Raw genomic sequence first — 23,501 nt, forward strand, 5'->3', positions numbered from 1 at the left:
AAATCTTCACAATCAATGACTGTTGCGACTACGTCTCGACGCATCGCATCGCGCACAGCTCTATACTTAAAATCCAGATCATTACTCAAATATAAGTATATTATAATTTAGTAATTTATAATATTTATTATTTGCTCCCTAATACTTGCCGTATTAACAATTTTCATTTCAATATAGAATTCCGAATTATTTAAGAACGAGATAGTTCATGCAGCGATATTCGATTCTGATTTCAGTGGTAACGAGAAATCGCCCGGCGATGCTCGCCGCACTTCTCAAGTCATTGGAAAGCGTCGTGGCGCCGGAACAGGTGTCGCTGCATTTTCTGGTCGTCGAGAACGATTCCCGCAAATCGCTGGATGAGCAGGTGACGGCTTTTGCCGCGCGCATGCCGCATCATATCGTGCAGTATCGGATCGAACCGAGGATCGGCATTTCGCACTCCCGCAATTGCGCGCTGAACCATGCCGTCGATAACGGCCACGATTTTCTGGTCTTCATCGATGACGACGAAATTCCAGAACCAAACTGGTTGATTGAACTCTTTGCTGAGCAACATAGGGAGAGCCTGGATATCGTCGGCTCGCCGGTGCGCCCGATGCCTGTCGAGGGCAAATTGAACATCTGGCAGAAATTCGTCTGGTCCGGGCTGGACCGCCTTGCCAGTCGCTCGGAGCGGAAATCTCGCGCGAAATGGGAAAATGGCCTGGCTGGCGGCATCAAGGTCGCTACGGGAAGCTGGATGGGCAGGCTCGATTTCTTTCGCGAGACGGGACTGCGATTCGATTCCTATTTCGGCCTGACGGGCGGCGAAGACTGGCATTTGTGGGCCAAGGCCAAAACGCTCAATGCGAAAACGGGATGGGCGCCGGACGCCATCGTCTACGAGACTGTACCGCTCAGCCGCCTGACCCTCGCCTATCACTTCCGCCGTAATCGCGATCACAACACGACGGAGTTCATTTCGTCCTACAAGAAGAACCCATCGCGGGCGCTCGGTAAACTGCCTTCGCTGCTGGCCAGCCGCAGCTGGAAATTACTGGTTTCGGTTCTCTCCATTCCGCTGAAAGGCGCGCCGGCAGTGCTGGCCTCCGCGACAGCGCTTGGAGGTCTTGTCGGGTTGCTCCGCGGCTGCCGAGGCAAGCAATCCATGCATTATGCGAAAACGACCGGGCACTGAGCATTTTTTCGAAAGTGAGCGGTTCTCGTAATAGATGGAACAAACAAAAACAGCCCCGTAAGACGGGGCTGTTTGCATTTCAAAATCTGGGCGGGCAATCAATACCAGCCGACAGCGACCTGCGCTTCTTCGGACATACGGTCTGCGGTCCATGGCGGATCGAAGGTCATCGAAACTTCGACCATGGAAACCCCTTCCACCGCTCCAACGGCGTTTTCCACCCAGCCCGGCATTTCGCCAGCCACCGGGCAGCCGGGGGCCGTCAGGGTCATTTCGATCTTTACGGTACGGTCGTCTTCGATATCGATCTTGTAGACAAGGCCAAGCTCGTAGATATCCGCCGGGATTTCCGGGTCATAGACGGTTTTCAAAGCCGCAATGATGTCATCCGTCATGCGCAGGAGTTCTTCCTGCGGAAGAGCGGAGGCAGAGAAAACAGCGCTGCCTTCGGCTTTCGCCGTTTCATCGGCAGGCTTGGTTGCAGCCTGATCCTGAACTTTTTGTTCCATCTCGGTCATCCGAAAAACTTCCTCGCCTTTTCCAAGGCTTCCGCCAATGCATCCACTTCAGCGCGGGTATTGTACATGGCAAAGGATGCACGGCATGTAGAGGTGACGCCAAAGCGTTTCAAGAGGGGCTGTGCGCAATGCGTGCCCGCGCGCACCGCCACCCCGGCCCTGTCGATCACCATCGACACATCATGCGCATGGATGCCTTCCAGCGCAAACGAGATGATCGCGCCCTTGTCCGGCGCATGACCGAAAATGCGGAGCGAATTGATTTTGCCCAGTTGTTCGTGGGCGTAATCGCGCAAATCTTCCTCATGGGCGAGAATGGCGTGACGACCAATCTTTTCCATATATTCGAGCGCCGCACCAAGACCGATTGCCTGAACGATGGGTGGCGTGCCAGCTTCAAAACGGTGTGGCGGATGATTATAGGTCACGTATTCTTCCGTGACTTCCTCGATCATTTCGCCGCCGCCCTGGAAGGGGCGCATCTTTTCCAGCATTTCGGCGCGACCATAAAGGACACCGATACCGGACGGACCATAAACTTTGTGGCCAGTGAAGACATACCAGTCGCAGCCCAGATCCTGCACATCGACCGGCAGGTGCACCGCGCCCTGACTACCATCGACCAGAACCGGAATGCCCCGCGCGTGGGCAAGCTCGACGATCTTCTTGATCGGCGTCACGGTGCCAAGCGCATTGGACATATGCGTGATGGCGACGAGCTTTGTGCGATCGGTCAGACGCTTCTCGAATTCCTCGATATGGAATATGCCCTGATCGTCCACCGGAGCGAAAACCAGCTTGGCGCCCTGCCGCTCGCGGATGAAATGCCACGGCACGATATTGGAGTGGTGCTCCATGATCGAGGTGAGGATTTCATCGCCCTCGCCGATATGTGGCATGCCGTAGCCATAGGCGACAGTGTTGATTGCTTCGGTGGCATTCTTGGTGAAGACGATCTCATCGACCGAACCAGCATTCAGAAAACGCCGCACAGTTTCGCGCGACTTTTCATAAGCATCGGTTGCAGCATTCGACAAAAAATGCAGGCCGCGATGCACATTCGCATATTCGTTGGAATAAGCGTGCGTCACCGCATCGATGACGCTTTGCGGCTTTTGCGCCGAAGCGCCATTGTCGAGATAGACAAGCGGCTTGCCGTGGACTTCGCGCGACAGAATTGGAAAATCCCGGCGGATGGCTTCCACGTCATAGGCCGCAACAAGCGGATTCTTCTGGTCCATGATCGTTCCTTTTGCCGTTCGGCAGGAAGGACGGCGCGCACATCTGAGCGCACCGCCCTATTCAATCAGGCATGAACGGCGAGCCAGTTGGACAGCACGGATTCCAGCGCTTCCACCAGCGTTTCGTCTTCCAGCTCTTCAATGATCTCGGCGATGAACGCCTTGATCAGCAGGCCACGCGCCTCGTTTTCCGGAACACCGCGGGCCATCAGATAGAACAGATAGTCCTTTGAAAGCTCGGCAACCGTTGCACCGTGACCGCAGGCCACGTCATCGGCAAAGATTTCGAGTTCCGGCTTGGCGTCGAACTCGCCTTCGTCCGAAAGCAGAAGCGTGTTGCAGGCCATGCGGGCATCGGTCTTCTGGGCGATCTGCGCAACGCGGATCATGCCCTGGAAAACGCCGCGCGCGCGGTCCTTCACCACATTGCGGATGATCTGGGTCGAACGGGTGTTCTCCACCAGATGGCCAACCGTCATGGTAATGTCGGTGTGGGTGTCGTCGGCCAGAAGATTGAGGCCGCGAAGCTCGAAGTCGGAATCTTCGCCCGTCACATTGACGTGCACTTCCTGACGAACCAGCTTGCCGCCCGCATTGACGATGTAGAGCGTGAGCTTGGAGCCTTTGCCAATCGTCGCATTGAACTGCGAAAGCTGCGTCGCCTGGCCGAAATCACGCAGGATAACCCAGAGGACTTCTGCGCCGTCGCCAACCGACACATGGCTCACCGATGTCGAGAAAGCATCGCTCTCACCGCCATTCTGGCGCTCGATGATCGTTGCCTTGACATCCGAACCGATGCGAACCGGGAAACGCGTGTGGCTCTGCCCGGCCTTCTGGATGTTCTGGATTTCGAGAGGCGCTTCTAGCTCGGTGCCGTCGGCAATCGAAATCATCCAGCCATCGCTGACATAGGCAGCGTTGATCTGGCCAATCGTATCGTCGGTGCCGCGCGCTTTAAGCTGGAGTGCCAGCGAACCGTCGGCCAGCGCTTCGCGAACCGGGGTTAGCGAAACGCCTTCCGGCGCCTTGGCGTCGAGCGCAGCGCCATTGCTGGCGGCAAGAATGGTGGAACCTGTGAGCAAAGCCGCAAGCGGCTTCGTACCGGCGGCGCTATCAAAAGGCGCGACGCCCTTCAAAAGCGTACGGAAATCCGTGTAATGCCAGCTTTCGACGCGGCGCGACGGAAGCCCGTTGCTCTTGAGCAGCTCAAGCGCCGTATCGCGTGCGACGACGACATCGCCATTGCCCGACAAATCGCCGATATAATCGCCAAAATTGTCGATCAGCGCGCTTTCAGCGGGCGTCCTCGGCTTTGCGGTCTGAGCGGTCTGGATATTCATAATCCAATCCTCCTCAGGCTGCTTCGCCGATTACTTCGGCATAACCGTTTTCTTCCAGATGCAGTGCGAGGCTCTTGTCGCCAGATTTGATGACCTGGCCCTTGTAAAGCACGTGCACGCTATCGGGAACAATGTATTCGAGCAGACGCTGATAGTGGGTGATGACGATCACGGCGCGATCCGGCGAACGCAGCGCATTGACGCCTTCCGAAACGATCTTCAGCGCATCGATGTCGAGGCCGGAGTCGGTTTCGTCGAGCACGCAGAGGCTTGGCTCCAAAAGCTGCATCTGAAGAATTTCAGCGCGCTTCTTTTCGCCGCCCGAGAAGCCAACATTGAGCGGACGCTTCAGCATGTTCATGTCGATGTTGAGGCCGCCGGCGACGTCCTTCACGCGCTTGATGAATTCCGGAATCTTCAGTTCCGGCTCGCCGCGCGCCTTGCGCTGGCTGTTCATCGCGACTTTCAGGAATTCCATCGTGGCAACGCCCGGTATTTCCATCGGATACTGGAAAGCGAGGAAAATGCCCTTGGCAGCGCGTTCTGCCGGGTCGAGTTCGAGGATCGACTCGCCGTTATAGAGAATGTCGCCTTCGGTCACTTCGTAGTCGTCGCGACCAGCGAGGATGTAGGACAGCGTGGACTTGCCCGAACCGTTCGGACCCATGATCGCAGCCACTTCACCCTTGTTCACGGTGAGGTTCAGGCCACGGATGATCTCGGTATCCGTGTCGGCGATCTTTGCATGGAGGTTCTTGATCTCAAGCATGAATGTAAACCTTGTTCTAATGCCAGGAAAAGGCTGGCCAGAAAAATCAATGGGGAAGAGGCGTGTCGATTGGTTAGCCGACACTGCCTTCAAGCGAGATGCCGATCAGCTTCTGGGCTTCGACGGCGAACTCCATCGGCAGTTCCTGAATAACTTCCTTCACGAAGCCATTGACGATGAGAGCGATTGCCTCCTCTTCCGGAATGCCGCGCTGCATCACATAGAACAGCTGGTCTTCGGAAATCTTGGAGGTGGTTGCCTCGTGCTCGAACTGCGCCGTAGCGTTCTTCGCTTCGATGTACGGCACCGTATGCGCGCCGCAATCGTTGCCGATCAAAAGCGAGTCGCACTGGGTGAAGTTGCGGGCATTCTCGGCCTTGCGATGCGCCGAAACCTGTCCGCGATAGGTGTTGTTCGACTTGCCAGCCGAAATTCCCTTGGAAATGATGCGGCTCGACGTGTTCTTGCCGAGATGGATCATCTTGGTGCCCGAGTCGATCTGCTGATAACCGTTCGACACGGCAATCGAGTAGAACTCACCGCGTGAATTGTCGCCGCGCAGAATGCAGGACGGGTATTTCCAGGTGATGGCGGAGCCGGTTTCAACCTGTGTCCAGGAGATCTTGGAATTGTCGCCACGGCAATCGCCACGCTTGGTGACGAAGTTGTAGATGCCGCCCTTGCCGCTGCTATCGCCCGGATACCAGTTCTGGACCGTCGAATACTTGATTTCGGCGTTTTCCATCGCAACCAGTTCAACCACGGCGGCGTGCAGCTGGTTTTCGTCGCGCTGCGGTGCCGTGCAGCCTTCCAGATAGGAAACATAGGCGCCTTCATCGGCGATGATGAGGGTGCGCTCGAACTGGCCGGTGTTCTTCTCGTTGATGCGGAAATAGGTCGAAAGCTCCATCGGGCAGCGAACGCCCTTCGGAACATAGACGAACGAACCGTCGGTGAAGACAGCCGAATTCAGCGTCGCATAATAGTTGTCCGACACCGGAACAACCGACGCTAGATATTTCTGCACCAGTTCAGGATGTTCACGGATAGCTTCCGAAATCGAGCAGAAGATCACGCCCGCCTTGGAGAGTTCTTCCTTGAAGGTGGTTACGACCGACACGCTGTCGAACACGGCATCGACGGCCACGCGGCCGGACGCATATACATTGTCTGACGGATTGCCGTCGATTTCGCTCGGATCGCCCTGCTTGCGCACGCCCGCAAGAATTTCCTGCTCGCGCAGCGGAATGCCAAGCTTTTCGTAGGTCTTGAGAAGTTCCGGATCGACTTCATCCAGCGACTTCGGGCCGCTCTGGTTCTTCGGGGCCGCGTAATAATAGGCGTCCTGGAAATCGATCTTTGGATAATCGACACGCGCCCAGCTTGGCTCTTCCATGGTGAGCCAGCGTTCATAGGCCTTCAGACGCCATTCCAGCATCCATTCCGGCTCATTCTTCTTGGCGGAGATGAAGCGAATGATATCTTCGTTCAGGCCCTTGGGAGCCTTCTCTGCTTCGATCGTCGTTTCGAAGCCGTACTTGTACTGATCCACGTCAAGGCCGCGGACCTGATCAATGGTCTCCTGCACTGCAGGCATTGGCGTTCTCCATCCTCGTCGGGGTCAAGGCCCGACAGTTGCAAACGTCAAGGTGATATGTCTTGAACAATACCGCCTCAATATAGTGTGCGTGACGCTTCTTTAAAACCTCTCTAAACTAGATTTCAAGCGCCGCACGTAAATTTGTCCGAAAAATTCAAGAATATTTTGGGAATGACGTAAACCCGGCAGCCATTCCGGCGTTTAAACACACTTTCGCCGCCTATTTCCTGCTTTCGTAACGCTCAACGATTTTGCGCAGGACTGTGAGAAACGCTGCGACCGAATCCATGCTCACATCCGGTTCCAGCGACACACGGATCGCGCCGGGGCCGTCCTCATGGCCCATGGCCACCAGCACGTGGCTTGGACCGACCTTGCCTGACGAACAGGCCGAACCCGCCGAAAGCGCTATTCCGCCAAGGTCGAAGGCGATCTGGACTGTCTCGGCCTTCTGGCCATCGAGCGAAAAGAACGTTGTGTTCGGAAGACGATCCACGGCCTTGCCGTAAATCACTGCCCCGGGTGCGATTTCCAAAATCCCCGCTTCCAGTCTGTCCCGCATATCGGGAGACCAGCCGCCACTTTCAAGCCGCGCTTTCGCAACGGTTGCAGCAGCGCCGAAGCCCGCAATCAGCGGCAAGGCTTCTGTACCGGCACGGTGTCCCTTCTCCTGACCGCCGCCGCGCACCAGCGCACGCGGCATCATCAGATCGGAAATGGCAATAACCGCACCGACGCCTTTCGGGCCGCCGATCTTGTGGGACGAAACGATGAGATAATCGCCGCAATTATCTGAAATATCGAGCGGAATACGCCCTGCCGCCTGAACGGCATCGACGACATAAATGCCGCCGGCAGCCTTCACGATAGCGGCAATCTCTGCCACGGGCTGAACGACACCGGTTTCGTTATTCGCGGCCTGCACGGCGACCAGCGGCAAGCCCTTGCTTTTGTCATGGGCAGCAAGCGCTTGCTCCAGCACATCGAGCCGCAAAATGCCGTTTGCATCGACAGGCAATGTCGTGATGCTGTCAGCGGCAAACTGACCGCCAGCGGTCATGCAGGGGTGTTCTGTCGCGCTGACATAAAGATGCGAAAGGCGCACCGGCGAACGCCCCATCATATAATTCGGAGTCAAAAGCGTCGATGCAGCTTCGGTCGCGCCGGAGGTAAAGAAGACATGTTCGGGCTTGGCGTTGACCAGCGACGCGACGTTGCGGCGCGCCGCTTCAACCAGCGCGCGGGCAGCGCGGCCCTCACGATGCACGGAGGACGGATTGCCCGTAATGCTCAACGCCTCGATGACCGCATTGCGCGCTTCATCGAGCAAAGGCGCACTGGCGTTATAGTCCAGATACAGCCTCTTGCCGCTCCCGTTCACCGTCCCTATCTCCTAAATAACGTCAAGAATGAGCTTCGAGCGCAATTTCCTTGAATTTTCAATCGGGAAAAGCCTATTAAGCCATTACTGCGTGCTGAACTTCAGGTTCAGCCTGTCCAAATTTCAAATCGGTTCTAGAAGCGGCGTCCCCCAACGTCAAGTTCGCAGCTTCGGTCCGATCATCCCGTTACAAGCGGAGTACACATGCCAGAAGTCATTTTTAACGGACCAGCCGGACGCCTCGAAGGCCGCTATCAGCCTTCCAAGGAAAAGAACGCGCCCATCGCGCTCATCCTGCATCCGCATCCGCAATTCGGCGGCACGATGAACAACAAGATCGTCTACGATCTGTTCTACATGTTCCAGCAGCGCGGGTTTACGACGCTGCGCTTCAACTTCCGCGGCATCGGTCGCAGCCAGGGCGAATTCGACCACGGCGCGGGCGAATTGTCGGATGCCGCGAGCGCGCTCGACTGGGTGCAGGCCCTGCATCCGGATTCCAAGAATTGCTGGGTTGCCGGTTATTCCTTCGGTTCCTGGATTGGCATGCAGCTTCTGATGCGCCGTCCGGAAATCGAAGGCTTCATCTCGGTCGCACCGCAGCCGAACACCTACGACTTCTCGTTCCTCGCGCCGTGCCCTTCGTCCGGTCTCATCATCCATGGTGATCAGGACAAAGTCGCACCGCCCAAGGATGTGCAGGCGCTGGTGGATAAGCTCAAGACCCAGAAGGGCATCACCATCACGCAAAATACGATTGAAGGCGCCAACCACTTCTTTGCCGGCCATGGCGATCAGCTGATCGAGGAATGCTCGGAATATCTCGACCGCCGGCTGATGGGCGAACTGGTCGAAGCGCGCCCGAAGCGTCTGCGCTAAACAACAAAATCGGTCGCAAACCAGATTGACCTGGTCTTATCCGGCGGATCGCTCCGCCGGATTTTTTTGTGCATATTGATTTCGTCAGATCGATTCGTTTCTCAGCAGGTGCGCCATGCCGGTCTATGCCCTTCTCGCCATTGCCATCTGCTCCGAAGTCATCGGCACATTGAGCCTCAAGGCGTCGGAAGGGTTCACCCGGCCCATTCCATCTATTATTGTGGTCGTCACCTATGGGCTTGCCTTCTATTTTCTATCCCTGACATTGAAGACTATTCCCGTCGGCATTGCCTATGCAGTCTGGTCGGGAATCGGCGTCACACTGGTCGCACTGATCGGCTGGCTCGTCTTCGGTCAGAAGCTCGATTTTGCCGCCGTGGCGGGCATGGCATTGATTATCGCAGGCGTAGTGGTTCTCAATCTGTTTTCAGGCACAGCACAGCACTGAACAATCGAAGCTGTTGACGAAACCTGCGCAAATTGCGTGTTTCGCCAGACGTTCGGGAGTTTCCTTGTTATTGGCGGTTGATTGGTGCTAAAGGCCAACTTATCACTTTGTTGTAAGCATCCGCTTACTCCAGTTTCAACTTCGCCTTACCAGTCAGGAAAAAGGAATGTCCGGTTTCAAATCCGATTTTCTTCGCACGCTTTCCGAGCGTGGCTTCATTCATCAGATTTCCGATGAAAGCGGCCTCGACGAATTGTTGGCCAAGGAAACCGTGACGGCTTATATCGGCTTCGACCCGACGGCACCAAGTCTGCACGCGGGCGGTCTTATCCAGATCATGATGCTGCACTGGTTCCAGCAGACCGGCCACAAGCCGGTGGCCCTGATGGGCGGCGGCACCGGCATGGTCGGCGATCCGTCCTTCAAGGACGAAGCGCGCAAGCTAATGACCGAAGATACGATTGCCGAGAACATTGCCGGCATCAAGCGCGTCTTCGCCAACTACCTCACCTTTGGCGACGGCGCCACCGACGCGCTGATGGTCAACAATGCCGACTGGCTGCGCAACATCAATTACCTCGAATTCCTGCGCGATGTGGGTCGTCATTTCTCGGTCAATCGCATGTTGTCCTTCGATCTCGGTGAAGATGCGCCTTGACCGCGAGCAGTCGCTGTCCTTCCTCGAATTCAACTACATGATCCTGCAGGCTTACGACTTCGTGGAACTGAGCAAGCGCCATAATATCCGCCTGCAAATGGGCGGCTCGGACCAGTGGGGCAATATCATCAACGGTATCGACCTCGGCCACCGTATGGGGACGCCGCAGCTCTATGCCCTGACCTCGCCACTGCTGACCACCGCTTCCGGCCAGAAGATGGGCAAGTCGCTGGGCGGCGCCATCTGGCTCAATGCGGACATGCTGAGCGCCTACGACTTCTGGCAATACTGGCGCAACACCGAGGACGCAGACGTGGAACGCTTCCTGAAGCTCTACACGACGCTGCCGATGGATGAGATCGCCAAGCTTGCCGCGCTCGAAGGTTCTGAGATCAACGAAGCGAAAAAGATCCTCGCGACGGAGATAACGGCTATATTGCATGGCCGTGATGCCGCCGAGGAATCCGCCGAGACGGCACGCAAGACCTTTGAAGACGGCGAACTGTCTGAAAATCTTCCGACGGTCGGCGTCCACAAGGCAACGCTCAATAGCGGCATCGGCATTCTGGCGCTGATGGTTCTGGCAGAACTCTGCACCACCAACGGTGAAGCCCGCCGTCATGTTGAAGGCGGTGCCGTGCGCATCAATGACGAGCCGGTCACCGATCCGCGCATGACGATCGACGCCGGTGCGTTGAACGATCAGGGCGTCATCAAGCTGTCGCTCGGCAAGAAGCGCCACGTGCTTATCCGCCCGGCCTGATCTGGCCAGCCCAATAATTGAAACGAAAAAGCCTGGCTCCTTGCCCGGCTTTTTCACATCCGTATTATCGGCGCTAACCCGCTTTAAAACTCGAAGATCGAGCGGAAGATGCCTGGCGCAATGATCGAAATAGGATTGACGATCACCTGCGGCTGTTTTGCGCTTCCCGAAAGCTTGTAGGTGATGCCGATCAGGCCACGGTCGCGACCATTGCCCAGCAGCATACCCACGATAGGCACTTCCCCGAACAGGCGGTTCACACCATAGGCAGGCATGAAGGTGCCGGTGATCGCCATATTGCCTTGCTTGTCGTAAAGCGTTCCCTGGAACGTTGTGCCGACCGATGGTCCGCGCACCACACCCTTCGACAGGTTGAGATAGCTATCGCCCTTTTCAATCAGCGAGAAGCCCCGCTCGACATCGACGCGCGACACGTCAATGTCACGCTTCACCGCCTGATTGAGGCTTGCACCACCGGTTGCAGGCGGGCTCGACACGAGCTTGGCCAGACGCGGCTCGTTGATGATCGCGAAGTTGCGGGCATCGATCTGTCCACGCAGCGGGCCATCGCCCTGCGCCGCAAGCCCAACGGTTATCTTGCCGCCGCGCATCTTGTCATAGAAATCGAAAAAGCGCAGCACCGCGCCCGCATCATTGGACTGGAGCGAAATTGAGCGGGCATCGCCCTGATCATTATTCGTCGCGACGAATGATTGACCGGACGAAGTCTGGGCGTTGACGGAAACACCCGCAATGCGATTGCCGGAGCTTTCATAGGAAATAGCGACATTGCGCAAGGATCCGCCGTTGAAGCCGCTGACTTCATCGACCTGCGCGCTCACGACCACACGCGGCCCCTTGCTTTTGCCGCCGCTGCCCTTGCCGCCCAGATCTGACGCCTGCTTGATCAAGGCCCGCGCATCGAATTGCGATCCGCGCACATTGACCCGATAGCCATTGGCACCCTTGGTAGCCTTGACCGACAGACGGTCATTCCGGTTGAGACGCAATTCGCTGAAATCAGCCGACTGGAAATCGCCCTTGGCAATCGACAGATCGCCCTTTACGCCGAATGCATCCCCAGTGAAGACCAGATTGTTGATATCGATCTTGCTCTTGTCGTCCGGATTCTGGATGAAATCGAAGGTGGCCTTGGCCGGTATGCCAGCGCCCTTGCGCCAGCCAAGCCATGACAGGTCCACCTGTGTTCTGCCAAGATCGGCCGTGACGTGGCGCTTACCGCCTTCCGCCATGCCGAGATCAACCGACATTGGCCCGGAAAAGACGGAGTTCAGCCCCGGAAACACCGCATTGCGTGTCTTGTCGTCGATTTCCAGCTTGATCTTCTGATCGCGCTTGGCCGGTCCGGACAGATTAACCGGCTCGGTCATCGTCACCTTGCCGGGCACGCCATCGAGTTTAGCATCAGCGGTGATGACAGCGGCGGTCTGGTCAACCTTGATCGTGCCTGTCGCATTGCTGACATTCGATCCGCCCACCGGCTTTGCGATATCCAGATTGTTGAAGCCGATATCGGCGCTCCATTTCAAAGTGCCGGGCGGCGGGTCCTTCGACACGGCAAAGCTCACCTTCACCTGCGCCTTCACATCGCCCGATACGTCTTCCGGTAGGAAGGGCACGTTTTTCAGAACATCAATGGGCTTTTTACCGGCAATCTCAGCGATGGCGGATGCATCGCCCGAAACCGTAATATCGAGATCGGAAATAACCGGACGCTGCGGCCCCCAAGGAATGATGAGCGTGCCGTTGGAAACGTCGGCCTTTCTGTTTTGCGCCGTATAGACGACCCCCCTTGGGGAGCTTGATCGTCGTATGCGCACCGCGAACGGTGATCACGCCATCGGCATCGCGCACCGGCGGCAATTCACCGACCACGTCAAGACGTGTATCAAACACCTTGAAATCGCCTTTGATTTCATCGCCCGTCAGCGGTGGCGGCAGACCCGGACCGTTAAAGCGTCCGGCAGCCAGCGAGATGTCGATCTGGCTATCTTTCAGCGTGCCGCCGTAAAGGTTTTTCAGAACCCATTCACGCGCGCCATCGGCCACGTCGATGGGCCAGAGATGCTTGGCGTCAGCCACAGGCATTTTAGGAATGCGCAGCATGAAGATCATTTCAGGCGAGCCATTGCCGAACGCCATGCCGCCCTGCCCGTAAAGCTGACCGTTTTCGGTCTGCACATCGAGATTGGCAAACTGCACACGCAGCTGATCAGCCAGAAAACGACCAGATATGCGGGTTGCGAAGGACAGCGGCTGCTCTGTAGACTCCGCTGGCATGCTCGTCGCCGAACTGGTCAGAACCTCGAAACGATAGGCCGGACCGTCCTCATTGCCCGCATCCTCCGGTTCTGGCCCGAATGCGCCGTTGAACTGCGCCTGAAGTCCCCCCAATTGCAGCCGCGATTGCTTGATCTCGATCTTGCGGCTACCCACCTGATGCTCAAGGCTCAAAAGCGCACTGCCGCGCACGTCCTCGACCCGCCCCATCTGCATGTCGATGCCATCGACGCCCAGATCAACGCCAAGGCGTTCGGGCCGGTCGCCCGTCGCGGCTGTGCCGGAAAGCGTAATTTTTGCCTGACCGTCCAGCTCGAAATGCGCCGGATTGATCCTGTTGTTCGCCATGACAGGCGTTACTTCAGGCGGCGATCCGAGCTTAACGGGAATATCATTGATGTTAAGCGCGAAGCCCTGAAGGCTGTTATCAGCAACATCGCGATCAATCTTGCCGTCAATCGCGATCCTCTTGCCCTGCCAGAGCAGATCACCCGTGATGGCGATCTTGCCTTGATCTTCCACCAGTCGCGCAGTCTTGATTTCCACGGATTGCTGAGCATCACCTGCATTGAAGCGGATGGTGCTGTTGAAAATGCCAATGGCGCGGGTGTCCTGCTGGCGCAAAAGCTCGACGCTCTTGCGCATTGCCGCGAAAATTTGCTCCGAAACCGCATCGAAATCGACGATGCCGCGCTCATCGTAAGGCAGGGACTTCCAGAAACCGTCGCCCTTCGCCTCCGGCATATCGAAGGTCACGCCCTCGACTTCGAGCTGCGCCACGCGCACCGAGCCGGTCAAGAGCGGCAGAGGCGCCAGACCAAGGCGCACAGACCGGATGCCTTTGATTTCAACGCCCTGCCTGGGGTCGGTCACGGAAACGTCCCGCGCTTCCATGGCGACATGGCTATCCTGATCGAGCGAAAGCGCGGCGCTGCCAATCGAAGCGGACGCGCCATCGCCCAGCACGCCGACCAGAGCCTTCTGCGCTTCATTACGCAAAAGCTCGCTGTTCACGCCGCCACGAAGAATGAGAAAACCCGCACCACCGACCAGAACGAGCAGAATGCAAATCGAAACGAAAGCATGGGAACAACGCGAAATAAATGACCGTCCCGAGCGCAACGGGCCGTCTGCGAGACCATCCGCGCCATCAGCGGCCAGACGCTCGATTCTATCCATCTCCCGCTTCGTGAAGCGGATTCGTTTCGGTTTTTCTGTCAACAACCCAGCCGGATATCAAGTGCTGCAATCGACGACGCTTCATAAGATGAATCATGAAACTATCGTATTGAATTGATTTTACTCACCCTTTCCATCTGAGACGGTGCCTGCGGTTTGCGCTTGCGTCCATTTTCCGACATTTCGCCAATCTGCGAAACGATGCGGTTTCCATGGTTGCACAAGCGTCACTCGAATGCGATAGCTCGGACTGTAACAGGTGATTTCCATGCTAATCCATAAAAGAAAGGCACAGATATGGCTCATCCCCAAGTTGGCGAAACGGCACCGGATTTCAGCTTGCCGTCAGATGGACTTTCGGGAAGCGGTCAACTCACCCTTTCGTCGTTGAAAGGCAAGCCTGTCGTCCTCTATTTCTATCCCAAGGATGACACATCGGGCTGCACCAAGGAAGCGATTGCCTTTTCACAATTGAAGCCGGAATTCGACAAAATCGGTGCGCGGGTAATCGGCCTGTCGCCAGACAGCGCCACGAAACATGCCAAGTTTCGCAAAAAGCACGATCTGACCGTCGATCTCGTCGCAGACGAAGAACGCACAGCTCTGGAAGCCTATGGCGTGTGGGTCGAGAAAAGCATGTATGGCCGCAAATATATGGGCGTCGAGCGTACAACCTTTCTGATCGATGCCGCTAGCCGTATCGCACGGGTCTGGAACAAGGTGAAAGTTGCCGGTCACGCCGAAGACGTGCTGGAAGCGGCTCGCGCCCTATAGCCCGACGGAGTGTATCCTGTGATGCGCGAGACCAAGGCCCCCGAACAAACGCTGCGTGGCAATGCCATTCGTGCCATTGCTGCAGCCGATCTGGACGACAAAGTCCGCCTCACGCGCGAGACGGCGGCGCGCTGGTTCGGGCGCACGCTTTCGGTGCGAAGCCCGCTCGACCCGCCTTTGCCAGATCGTCCGGGCCGTCCGGACAAGCCGGAGCTTGTCCCGCCGCGCATGATGAAGAAGCGCTCGCTCCACACGGAGCATGGCCGTATCGCGCTGATGCACGCTCTTGCGCATATCGAGTTGAATGCCATCGATCTGGCGCTCGATATCGTGGCCCGCTTTGCAGCCAAGCCCATTCCGCGGAGCTTTTTCGATGGCTGGATGAAAGTCGCTGATGACGAGGCGCGGCATTTCACTTTGCTGCGCAATCGCCTGAAAGACCTTGGCGCCGATTATGGTGACATGCCTGCTCATGACGGGCTGTGGCAATCGGCGCATCAAACGCGCAATGATCTGGAGGCGCGGCTGGCCGTGGTGCCGCTGATACTCGAAGCGCGTGGGCTGGATTTGACGCCGTCGCTTCTGGAAAAGATGATCGAAACCGGCGATCATGAGACGGCAGCGATACTGGACATCATCTATAACGACGAGAAAACCCATGTCGCGGTCGGCGCGAAATGGTTTCGCTTTTTCTGCGCGCGTAATCGCATCGATCCGGTCGCCCGCTTTCAGGAACTGGTACGCACCAATTTTCGCGGCGATCTCAAGCCGCCGTTCAACGATTTGGCACGGGCCGAAGCCGGACTGACGCCGTCCTTTTATCGCAACCTGTCTCCGGTCTCGATCTGAGACACTTTCCGGCCCGCATGGCTGGCGCAAGCCACGAATGCAAAGCTTTATTAACCCTAATAAGTTGTAATCAAACTTAGGGAATCGGTGCGTTTTCCAGAACGTTCCGCCAGAATTTTGCAGTTCGCATCCGTGTTCAGGTTCCGAGCTGCTCTATCGGGGGGCATGTGGGTGCCATGACGAATAAACGGGCGAAAACAACGGGAAAGACGGTCTTCGGTGAACGCAAGGAACCGCCTGTCGTCATTATCGCTCGCGGCGAGAAAATCAGCCATTTCACGTTTCGCCCTTGGATGGCCATTGCAGGCGGAGCGGCGTTTCTGGCGCTTTCAACTGCCTATCTCGGCTCCACCGCCTATCTCGTGCTGCGCGATGATCTGATCAGTTCCAGCATTGCGCGACAGGCACGCAACCAGCAGCTTTATGAAGACCGGATTTCGCTGCTGCGCACGGAAGTGGACCGCATTACGAGCCGCCAGATGCTTGACCAGCAGGTCATGGAAAACAAGCTCGCTGAACTCATGCAGCGACAGCAGACGCTGAGCGCGCGCGATGGCAAGCTTGCGCCTTTGCTGGAACGGGCATCGAAGTTGCAGCCAATGCCGGATATGCCGACACAGCCCGTCCCCTTCGCCGAAGAGCATAGCCAGCTTATCCCGGATGAGGCGATTGGCGAGCGGGACTTTCCCGGCATCGATCCGATCATAACCGGGCCTGTGCCCGCGAATGTCAAACTGGAGCGTCGTGCCGATGCGGGACCGCTGGGTCTGCGTCTTGCGGGCGGCATGTCAGGTGAATCCACAATCGAGACCTCCGACAAGTTGCTTGCCACCATCAACCAGACCCTCCATCGCATCGAAAGCGAACAGAATGGCAAGGTGCGCAATCTGGCGGATGCCGCTTATGAAAAAGCCGACACCATCGTCGACACGCTAAATTCCGCCGGGCTTCGCATCGAAACCTCGGACAAGGCGCATTCTGCCATGGGCGGCCCGCTGATTCCGATTTCAGCGCCCGGCACAATCGTCAATGATTTCGACATGCAGATCCGCAATCTCGACAGTGCACTGGAACGGCTCGATAGCGTTCGCAAACAAATCACGGCGATGCCGCTCGCGAACCCTGCCCCCGGTATGCCGGTGACGAGCCTTTTCGGATATCGCAGCGACCCGTTTTTCGGCAGCGCAGCCTTTCATTCAGGCATCGATTTTCGCGCCGCCTATGGCCAGACGATCCGGGCCACGGCTGCCGGAACGGTCATGAAGGCAGGACGCTTTGGCGGCTATGGCAATATGGTCGAGATTGACCACGGCAATGGTTTTGCCACACGCTTTGCGCATCTCTCGCAGGTTCTGGTCCGCGACGGGCAGAAGATCACCCGCGGCATGGTCATCGGTCAGGCGGGCAGCACCGGGCGTTCGACCGGGAGTCACCTTCATTATGAAGTGCGCGAGAACGGTCGTCCCGTCAATCCGGTCAATTTTCTCAAAGCGGGCAAACAGATAGAGCCGCTGCTTTAACAACAGCCATAAAAAAACCCGGCGCCGAGGCCGGGTTTTTGTTATTCGCGGATTTCGAACAGATATCAGTCGATATCGTCGATCATCTCGCCACCACCCTGAATGCGGTGTGCGAGCGCTGCTTCCATGAAAGGCGTTACCGCGCCATCCAGCACTTCCTGCGGATTGGTGCTTTCCACGCCGGTGCGCAAATCCTTCACCAACTGGTATGGCTGCAGAACGTAGGAACGAATCTGATGCCCCCAGCCGATATCCGTCTTGGTGGCATTGGCTGCGTCCGTCGCTTCTTCGCGCTTTTTCAGCTCTTCCTCGTACAAACGCGCCCGCAGCATCGACCATGCTTTTTCACGGTTCTTGTGCTGCGAACGTTCCGCCTGACACTGCACCACGATACCGCTCGCGATATGCGTGATACGCACTGCGGAGTCCGTCGTGTTGACGTGCTGACCACCGGCACCCGATGCACGATAGGTATCGATGCGAACGTCTGCTTCCGTCACCTGCACATCGATATTGTCATCGATCACCGGGTAAACCCAGATACTGGCGAAGGACGTATGGCGACGCGCATTGGAATCGTAGGGCGAGATGCGGACCAGACGATGAACGCCTGATTCGGTCTTCATCATGCCGTATGAATTGTGCCCCTTGACGAGAATGGTCGCGGATTTGATGCCCGCTTCATCGCCATCGTGCACTTCCATCACTTCGACCTTGCGGCCGTTGCGTTCTGCCCAGCGCGTATACATGCGCAGCAGCATCGACGCCCAGTCCTGGCTTTCCGTGCCGCCGGCGCCGGCATGCACTTCGACATAGGTGTCGTTGGCATCGGCTTCGCCCGACAGCAGCATGTCGATCTGGCGGTGATCGATCTCGACCTTGAGTTCGCGGATGGTGTTTTCCGCGTCGTCGATGATCGACTTGTCGCCTTCCTCCTCGCCCATGGCGATGAGTTCGATGCTGTCGTTCAATGTCTGGGTAAGCTGATTGATACCGTTAATGCTGTCTTCCAGCTGCTGGCGCTCACGCATCAGCTTCTGGGCTTCCTGGGCATCATTCCAGAGTGTGGGATCTTCGGCCTTCTGATTGAGATAGCCGAGACGTTTTATCGCCTGATCCCAGTCAAAGATGCCTCCTCAGCAGGCTTATGGCCTGCTTGATTTCGTCAACCAGCGTCTCGATTTCCGCGCGCATGGGCAAATCGTTCCTTCAGTAATTCCTATTTCAATGGGAAACCAAACCGGACGCAAAGCCCGGCTCGTCATTTCCAGCGTCGGACAGCCTGTCCAAGCGCCGCGGACCATAGTGACGCGGCCACGCTGTGTAAAGGCCAAAGCCCTGTAACCGGATCAGTAAAGTCCGCCCGAGCCGGAGTTGATTGCACGGGTTGCTTGCGGCGATTGCGGTGCGACAGGCGCGCCTTCACGGAACGAATCCATACCGATGACCGAATAGCTGTCGGATGGTCCCGTGCCCGGCTTGAAGGCTTCCATGATCAGATTCGGGTCACCCTCATTGGTGCGCATACCGGTCTTGCGGTTGATCGCAATCAGCGTCATGCCTTCCGGTACGCGGAAGTCCACCTTGGGCGTTCCAGCCAGCGCCTGCTCCATGAAGGATTTGAACACAGGAGCGGCCAAGCCGCCGCCGGTATTGCCGCGTCCGAGCGATGTCGGCGTGTCGTAGCCCATGAATACGCCGACCACGAGGTCCGGCGTAAAGCCGACGAACCATGCGTCCTTTTCGTCATTGGACGTGCCGGTCTTGCCAGCCAGCGGACGGTCGAGGCTCTTCAGAATCTGCGCCGTGCCGCGCTGAACAACGCCTTCCATCATTGATGTGATCTGATAGGCCGTCATCGGGTCCAGCACCTGATCGCGATTGTCGATCAGTGTCGGTTCTTCCTGATTGGCCCAATCCTGCGCATTGCAGCCTTCGCACTGGCGCGCATCGTGCTTGAACACGGTCTTGCCGTAACGGTCCTGAATACGGTCGATCATCGACGGCGTGATGCTCTGGCCACCATTGGCGATGACGGAATAGGCCGTTACCATGCGCAGTACGGTGGTTTCACCCGCGCCGAGCGACATGGAGAGAACCGGCAGCATCTTGTCGTAAACGCCGAAACGTTCGGCATATTCAGCGACAAGCTTCATGCCCATGTCCTGTGCCAGACGCACGGTCATGACGTTACGCGACTGCTCGATACCGTAGCGAAGCGTGGACGGACCGGCGAATTTGCCCGAATAGTTCTTCGGCGCCCAGACACCGAGCGTACCGCCCTGATTGACTTCCAGCGGACCGTCCAGAACCACGGAAGCAGGCGTATAACCATTGTCGAGCGCCGCAGCGTAGACGAACGGCTTGAACGACGAACCCGGCTGGCGATAGGCCTGTGTGGCGCGGTTGAATTCCGATTCCGCATAGGAGAAGCCGCCGACCATCGACAGAACACGACCCGTATGCGGGTCCATGGCGACGAGAGCGCCTTCAAGCTTCGGCGGCTGCTGAAGCCGATAGCCGTTGCCTTCCTTCGAGACATAGATGATATCGCCAGTGTTAAGCACGCCTTCCGGCGACTTCGCACTGCTGCGCTTGCCATCGATATTGGTGACGCGCATCGCCCACTTCATGTCGTCGGCGGTGATAAAGGCGCGCTTGCGCTCCTTGCTGCGCGATCCGGACGCTTCGACTTCCGGCTGGAGGCCGATATCGGCACCGGCAGCGGAAACATTCAGCACAATGGCGAGCTGCCATTCCGGAACATCCGAATAGGATTGCATGTCGCCGAAGGCGGTGCCCCAATCATTACCGAGATCGACATTCTTCAACGGCCCGCGCCAGCCGCGTGCCTCGTCATAGCGCAGAAGCGCAGACTGCAGTGATTTGCGTGCTTCGACCTGCAAGGTCGGGTTCAGTGTCGTGCGGACCGACAGGCCGCCTTCATACAGGGCGTCGACACCATATTTCTGGATGATCTGGCGGCGCACTTCCTCGGTGAAATATTCCGATGCGAAGACATAGTGCATATCGCTGCGCGATGTGACGCCGAGCGGCTGCTTCTTCGCGTCTTCCGCCTCCGCTGTCGTGATATAGCCGTTTTCGGCCATACGATCGATCACCCAGTTGCGGCGTTCCATGGCGCGGGCTGGCTGGCGGAAGGGATGATAATTGTTCGGGCCCTTCGGAAGTGCTGCGAGATACGCGCTCTCCGCGATGTTCAGTTCGCCGACCGACTTGTCAAAATAGGTCAGTGCCGCGCTGGCGATACCGTAAGAGCCAAGGCCGAAGAAGATTTCATTCAGATAGAGTTCGAGAATGCGATCCTTGGAATAGGCCTGCTCGATACGCATGGCCAGAATCGCTTCACGAATCTTGCGGTCATAGGTCTGGGTCGAGGACAGGAGGAAGTTCTTCGCGACCTGCTGCGTGATGGTCGATGCGCCCATCGGGCGGCGACCCGAGCCCATATTCTTGACGTTGGTGATAACGGCGCGTGCCAGACCACCGAAATCGAGACCATGATGTTCGTAGAAGGTCTTGTCTTCGGCGGAGATGAACGCAGCCTTGACCCGGTTCGGCACAGCCTGGATTGGCAAGTACATGCGACGCTCGCGCGCGAACTCCGCCATCAGGCTGCCGTCCGATGCATGAACGCGGGTCATGACCGGCGGCTCGTACTTCGCCAGCACCTCATAATCGGGCAAATCTTTGCTAAGGCTTCCGACGTAAAGGGCAACGCCGCCTGCTGCCAGAAGCATCAGCACCGTACCAATCCCGAAGAAATAACCGATAAGCCTTACCATATTTGCGGAATCCTGCCGTCAGATTATGCCCATGATAAGCGTCAATGCGCCAACCGCCAACCCACGAGCCCCGTAAGGTTCATGGTATCAGGCTTAGTGACCATCAAATGCGTCAAACGCAAGATCGTTTATGCGTTTTAACAGAATTAACATCTTTAGGCTCGGTCCCGGAATAAAAATACGACAAACTGTTGCATGCATGCATCGTCGTGCTGGTGCTCAACCTTTTGTTACGATTGCCGGGCGCCGTAACGTTTCGAACGACTTGATTGCCAAAGCAAGTCGGTCAGCAAGTTTTTTCCGCCATTCCGGGTTGCTTATGAGTTTTTCGTCTTCTGCATTCGACAGATAGCCGATTTCGATCAATACAGAAGGCACGTCCGGGGCGCGCAGCACCTGAAATCCGGCAAAACGGTGCGGATTGTTGATGAGATTAACCTGCCCCTGCAATTGTGCGATCACCTTTTCCGCAAAGCTCAGCGAGAAGCTATGGGTCTCGCGGCGCGTCAGATCGAGCAGGATATCGGCAACTTCCGGCACTTCTTCCGGCGCGGTGCCTCCCAGATTGTCGGATTTGTTTTCACGTTCCGCCATGGCGCGCGCTACCGCATCCGACGCCTTGTCGGAAATCGTATAGACCGTCGCGCCGCGAATATCCTGCTGATTGATCGTATCAGCATGGATGGAGATGAACAGATCGGCCTCATGCTGGCGGGCGATGCGGACGCGTTCGGACAAGCGAAGATAAGTATCGTCGTCCCGTGTCATCAGAACCTGAATGTTCTTTTCCTGCGCAAGACGGTCGCGCAATTCGACACCGAAGGCGAGCGTCAGGTCTTTTTCCTTGATACCGCTCAGGCTTTCAGCACCGCTATCGATGCCGCCATGGCCCGGATCGATCATCACCGTAAACGGTCGGGTCTCGATCTTGGTTGATTGAGCAGAAAGCGCAGCCTTGCGCTCGGTCGAACTCGTGATTTCCGAACGCCCTTGCAGTTGTGCAGTGAATTCCCGGTCGGACGTTGCGACCATATCCGCCACAAGACGATAACCCGACGCGCTTTCATTTTTCAAAACGCGCAGATTTTCCACCTTGAAGGGGCCACGCAAGGTCAGGATAAGGCGCGAACGCCCCTTCCCCGCCAGTCCGTAACGAACATTGGAAACCAGACCTCTGGCTTCAAGGCTCTTTTCGTCGAACCCGAAACGGGTTTCGGGCAACTCGATCACCAGACGATGGGGATTGTCGAAAAGGCGCGTCGTCAGTTCCGGCTCGCGGTCGAACATCACGACGATGCGGGTGCGCAGATCATCGCCTGCCATGCGAAAAGTGAGCGCCGTCAGCGGCTGTCCGGACTGATCGGCGGCCAGAGCGGCGCCCACCTGAAAGAGCCCCACAAAGAGAAAGACCGCAAGCGCCAGCCATTGCCGCACAGTTGCAGAGATTGTCGTTGCTTTTTCACCGTTTCGAAAATGCATTCGCCATCACGATCGAATAATATTGAATTGGTGACACCGAATAGCGATGCCCGCGCTTTTATGTGCGCCTCAATGCGCAACTGTCCACCCGACCCGCTGCACGCAACTCATGAAACTGTCGTACAGAACTACGGTTAACGAAGGATTTCCAGCCGCAATTGAGCCGCGAATATGACCTACATTCGGGTTACGACGAAATTGCGATGCGAATGTCAACTGATATTCGTACTTGTCATCATGCATCCGACGCCATAAAAGCTAATGCAGGTTACGGGTTAGCTGTCAGAATCGTTTGCCGGTTTTCGAATATGACCGGAGAGAACGAGAGCGAGAACAGTGGTTTATACGCTCACAGTCCCGGTGGCCGGAACAGAATTCAGTGGAGATGTGGCTCCCCCGCCCTCCACTTTTGATTGGTCGATTGCGCATTGTTACGCGCTGTCGCCACCGCATCGAACTTAAAGCCGGGTCCGGCTTCAGGATAGAACGGTGCGTGGATTTGAGAATTTAAGGTGTCCTTGTGCGTCCAGTTAGACGCACGGCGCTTTAACGCTCGAGAAGAGCAATGAAATCGGCCCGGTCTCCGGGTCATATATTGAGGTCGTTTCGTTCGGAACAGCTATGGGTCTAGTAAGACTGACCATCGCAAGCCTAAAGACCGTGATCGCCACGTGGCCGTCGCGCGTAAAGGCAGCAGCTTATGTTCCGGCGAACCCAGAACCATCCGGCAGATGCAATACGGTTAGGTCGGCAGCCTTCAGGGCTTCCTCCGGCGCACGTGTTTTGCGTCTTCGCGCCGGTAGGAAAGACACT

15 protein-coding genes and 3 pseudogenes are annotated in these 23,501 nt (G+C 56.9%); 7 read left to right on the plus strand and 11 right to left on the minus strand.

The features are described 5' to 3' along the window. Positions 1 to 208 precede the first annotated feature (208 nt). Positions 209 to 1,180 carry a glycosyltransferase family 2 protein gene (locus QLQ11_RS03600; RefSeq protein ID WP_121536057.1) on the plus strand — a complete coding sequence of 324 codons (972 nt, stop codon included), beginning with the start codon at positions 209 to 211 and terminating at the stop codon, positions 1,178 to 1,180. Between the two features lie 98 nt (positions 1,181 to 1,278). Here the strand turns inward: QLQ11_RS03600 and QLQ11_RS03605 are convergent, their stop codons facing one another. The 6 genes from QLQ11_RS03605 to QLQ11_RS03630 form a co-directional block, all read right to left on the minus strand. Further along, positions 1,279 to 1,698, minus strand: coding sequence for an SUF system Fe-S cluster assembly protein (locus QLQ11_RS03605; protein ID WP_109368899.1), 420 nt, complete (start codon positions 1,696 to 1,698; stop codon positions 1,279 to 1,281). Beyond that, on the minus strand, positions 1,695 to 2,939 hold the full coding sequence (locus tag QLQ11_RS03610) for a cysteine desulfurase (RefSeq protein ID WP_121536054.1): 1,245 nt from the start codon (positions 2,937 to 2,939) through the stop codon (positions 1,695 to 1,697). The genes QLQ11_RS03605 and QLQ11_RS03610 overlap by 4 nt, the downstream gene beginning before the upstream one ends. A gap of 65 nt (positions 2,940 to 3,004) precedes the next feature. Further along, positions 3,005 to 4,282 (minus strand): Fe-S cluster assembly protein SufD, encoded by a 1,278-nt coding sequence (gene sufD, locus QLQ11_RS03615; RefSeq protein ID WP_121536051.1) that lies wholly within the window; start codon positions 4,280 to 4,282, stop codon positions 3,005 to 3,007. Positions 4,283 to 4,295: 13 nt separating this feature from the next. After that, positions 4,296 to 5,051, minus strand: coding sequence for a Fe-S cluster assembly ATPase SufC (sufC, locus tag QLQ11_RS03620; RefSeq protein ID WP_078338532.1), 756 nt, complete (start codon positions 5,049 to 5,051; stop codon positions 4,296 to 4,298). Between the two features lie 73 nt (positions 5,052 to 5,124). After that, positions 5,125 to 6,648 carry a Fe-S cluster assembly protein SufB gene (gene sufB / locus QLQ11_RS03625; RefSeq protein ID WP_078338531.1) on the minus strand — a complete coding sequence of 508 codons (1,524 nt, stop codon included), beginning with the start codon at positions 6,646 to 6,648 and terminating at the stop codon, positions 5,125 to 5,127. Between the two features lie 223 nt (positions 6,649 to 6,871). Then, on the minus strand, positions 6,872 to 8,032 hold the full coding sequence (locus QLQ11_RS03630; RefSeq protein WP_371835917.1) for a cysteine desulfurase family protein: 1,161 nt from the start codon (positions 8,030 to 8,032) through the stop codon (positions 6,872 to 6,874). 204 nt (positions 8,033 to 8,236) lie between these two features. Here QLQ11_RS03630 and QLQ11_RS03635 point away from each other — a divergent pair, with 204 nt between their 5' ends. From QLQ11_RS03635 to tyrS, 3 genes and pseudogenes are all read left to right on the plus strand, one after another. Continuing rightward, a complete protein-coding gene (locus tag QLQ11_RS03635) occupies positions 8,237 to 8,911 on the plus strand; it encodes an alpha/beta hydrolase (protein WP_078338528.1) in 675 nt (224 codons plus the stop codon). A gap of 115 nt (positions 8,912 to 9,026) precedes the next feature. After that, complete coding sequence (locus tag QLQ11_RS03640) at positions 9,027 to 9,359, plus strand: multidrug efflux SMR transporter (RefSeq protein WP_109368894.1); 333 nt, start codon at positions 9,027 to 9,029, stop codon at positions 9,357 to 9,359. A 166-nt stretch (positions 9,360 to 9,525) separates the two neighbouring features. After that, positions 9,526 to 10,780: pseudogene (tyrS, locus tag QLQ11_RS03645) on the plus strand (tyrosine--tRNA ligase). Positions 10,781 to 10,863: 83 nt separating this feature from the next. Here tyrS and QLQ11_RS03650 read toward each other — a convergent pair. Continuing rightward, positions 10,864 to 14,260 (minus strand): annotated as a pseudogene (locus QLQ11_RS03650) (RNA-binding protein). A gap of 297 nt (positions 14,261 to 14,557) precedes the next feature. Here QLQ11_RS03650 and QLQ11_RS03655 point away from each other — a divergent pair. The 3 genes from QLQ11_RS03655 (at position 14,558) to QLQ11_RS03665 (ending at position 17,403) form a co-directional block, all read left to right on the plus strand. After that, a complete protein-coding gene (locus QLQ11_RS03655) occupies positions 14,558 to 15,034 on the plus strand; it encodes a peroxiredoxin (protein ID WP_121536042.1) in 477 nt (158 codons plus the stop codon). Positions 15,035 to 15,055: 21 nt separating this feature from the next. Beyond that, positions 15,056 to 15,883: a ferritin-like domain-containing protein gene (locus QLQ11_RS03660; protein WP_121536039.1), complete on the plus strand. Its 828-nt coding sequence runs from the start codon at positions 15,056 to 15,058 to the stop codon at positions 15,881 to 15,883. A gap of 176 nt (positions 15,884 to 16,059) precedes the next feature. Beyond that, entirely contained in the window at positions 16,060 to 17,403 is a 1,344-nt protein-coding gene (locus QLQ11_RS03665) for a M23 family metallopeptidase (RefSeq protein ID WP_121536036.1), read from the plus strand. Between the two features lie 65 nt (positions 17,404 to 17,468). Here the strand turns inward: QLQ11_RS03665 and prfB are convergent. The 4 genes and pseudogenes from prfB to QLQ11_RS03685 form a co-directional block, all read right to left on the minus strand. Then, positions 17,469 to 18,597, minus strand: a protein-coding gene (gene prfB, locus QLQ11_RS03670; protein ID WP_121536033.1) for a peptide chain release factor 2 whose coding sequence is annotated in 2 segments (ribosomal slippage) — positions 17,469 to 18,527 and positions 18,529 to 18,597 — 1,128 coding nt in all. Because the reading frame shifts where the segments join, the coding sequence is not laid out codon by codon here. Positions 18,598 to 18,752: 155 nt separating this feature from the next. Next, positions 18,753 to 21,209, minus strand: coding sequence for a penicillin-binding protein 1A (locus QLQ11_RS03675; protein WP_121536030.1), 2,457 nt, complete (start codon positions 21,207 to 21,209; stop codon positions 18,753 to 18,755). Between the two features lie 219 nt (positions 21,210 to 21,428). After that, the gene (locus tag QLQ11_RS03680) at positions 21,429 to 22,688 is read right to left on the minus strand and encodes an N-acetylmuramoyl-L-alanine amidase (RefSeq protein WP_121536027.1); all 1,260 of its coding nucleotides are present in this window, start codon (positions 22,686 to 22,688) and stop codon (positions 21,429 to 21,431) included. 632 nt (positions 22,689 to 23,320) lie between these two features. After that, a pseudogene (locus QLQ11_RS03685) lies at positions 23,321 to 23,500 on the minus strand (hypothetical protein); the annotation flags it as partial. Between the last annotated feature and the right edge of the window lies 1 nt (position 23,501).

The sequence above is a fragment of the Ochrobactrum sp. SSR genome (assembly GCF_030067775.1).
GTDB lineage: Bacteria > Pseudomonadota > Alphaproteobacteria > Rhizobiales > Rhizobiaceae > Brucella > Brucella teleogrylli.

Coding starts and splice junctions, on each gene's coding strand:
- QLQ11_RS03665 (WP_121536036.1), top strand. CDS start 16,060: ATGACGAATAAACGGGCGAAAACAACGGGAAAGACGGTCTTCGGTGAA.
- QLQ11_RS03640 (WP_109368894.1), top strand. CDS start 9,027: ATGCCGGTCTATGCCCTTCTCGCCATTGCCATCTGCTCCGAAGTCATC.
- sufC (WP_078338532.1), bottom strand. CDS start 5,051: ATGCTTGAGATCAAGAACCTCCATGCAAAGATCGCCGACACGGATACC.
- QLQ11_RS03660 (WP_121536039.1), top strand. CDS start 15,056: ATGCGCGAGACCAAGGCCCCCGAACAAACGCTGCGTGGCAATGCCATT.
- QLQ11_RS03675 (WP_121536030.1), bottom strand. CDS start 21,209: ATGGTAAGGCTTATCGGTTATTTCTTCGGGATTGGTACGGTGCTGATG.
- QLQ11_RS03655 (WP_121536042.1), top strand. CDS start 14,558: ATGGCTCATCCCCAAGTTGGCGAAACGGCACCGGATTTCAGCTTGCCG.
- QLQ11_RS03635 (WP_078338528.1), top strand. CDS start 8,237: ATGCCAGAAGTCATTTTTAACGGACCAGCCGGACGCCTCGAAGGCCGC.
- QLQ11_RS03600 (WP_121536057.1), top strand. CDS start 209: ATGCAGCGATATTCGATTCTGATTTCAGTGGTAACGAGAAATCGCCCG.
- QLQ11_RS03610 (WP_121536054.1), bottom strand. CDS start 2,939: ATGGACCAGAAGAATCCGCTTGTTGCGGCCTATGACGTGGAAGCCATC.
- sufD (WP_121536051.1), bottom strand. CDS start 4,282: ATGAATATCCAGACCGCTCAGACCGCAAAGCCGAGGACGCCCGCTGAA.
- QLQ11_RS03605 (WP_109368899.1), bottom strand. CDS start 1,698: ATGACCGAGATGGAACAAAAAGTTCAGGATCAGGCTGCAACCAAGCCT.
- QLQ11_RS03680 (WP_121536027.1), bottom strand. CDS start 22,688: ATGCATTTTCGAAACGGTGAAAAAGCAACGACAATCTCTGCAACTGTG.
- sufB (WP_078338531.1), bottom strand. CDS start 6,648: ATGCCTGCAGTGCAGGAGACCATTGATCAGGTCCGCGGCCTTGACGTG.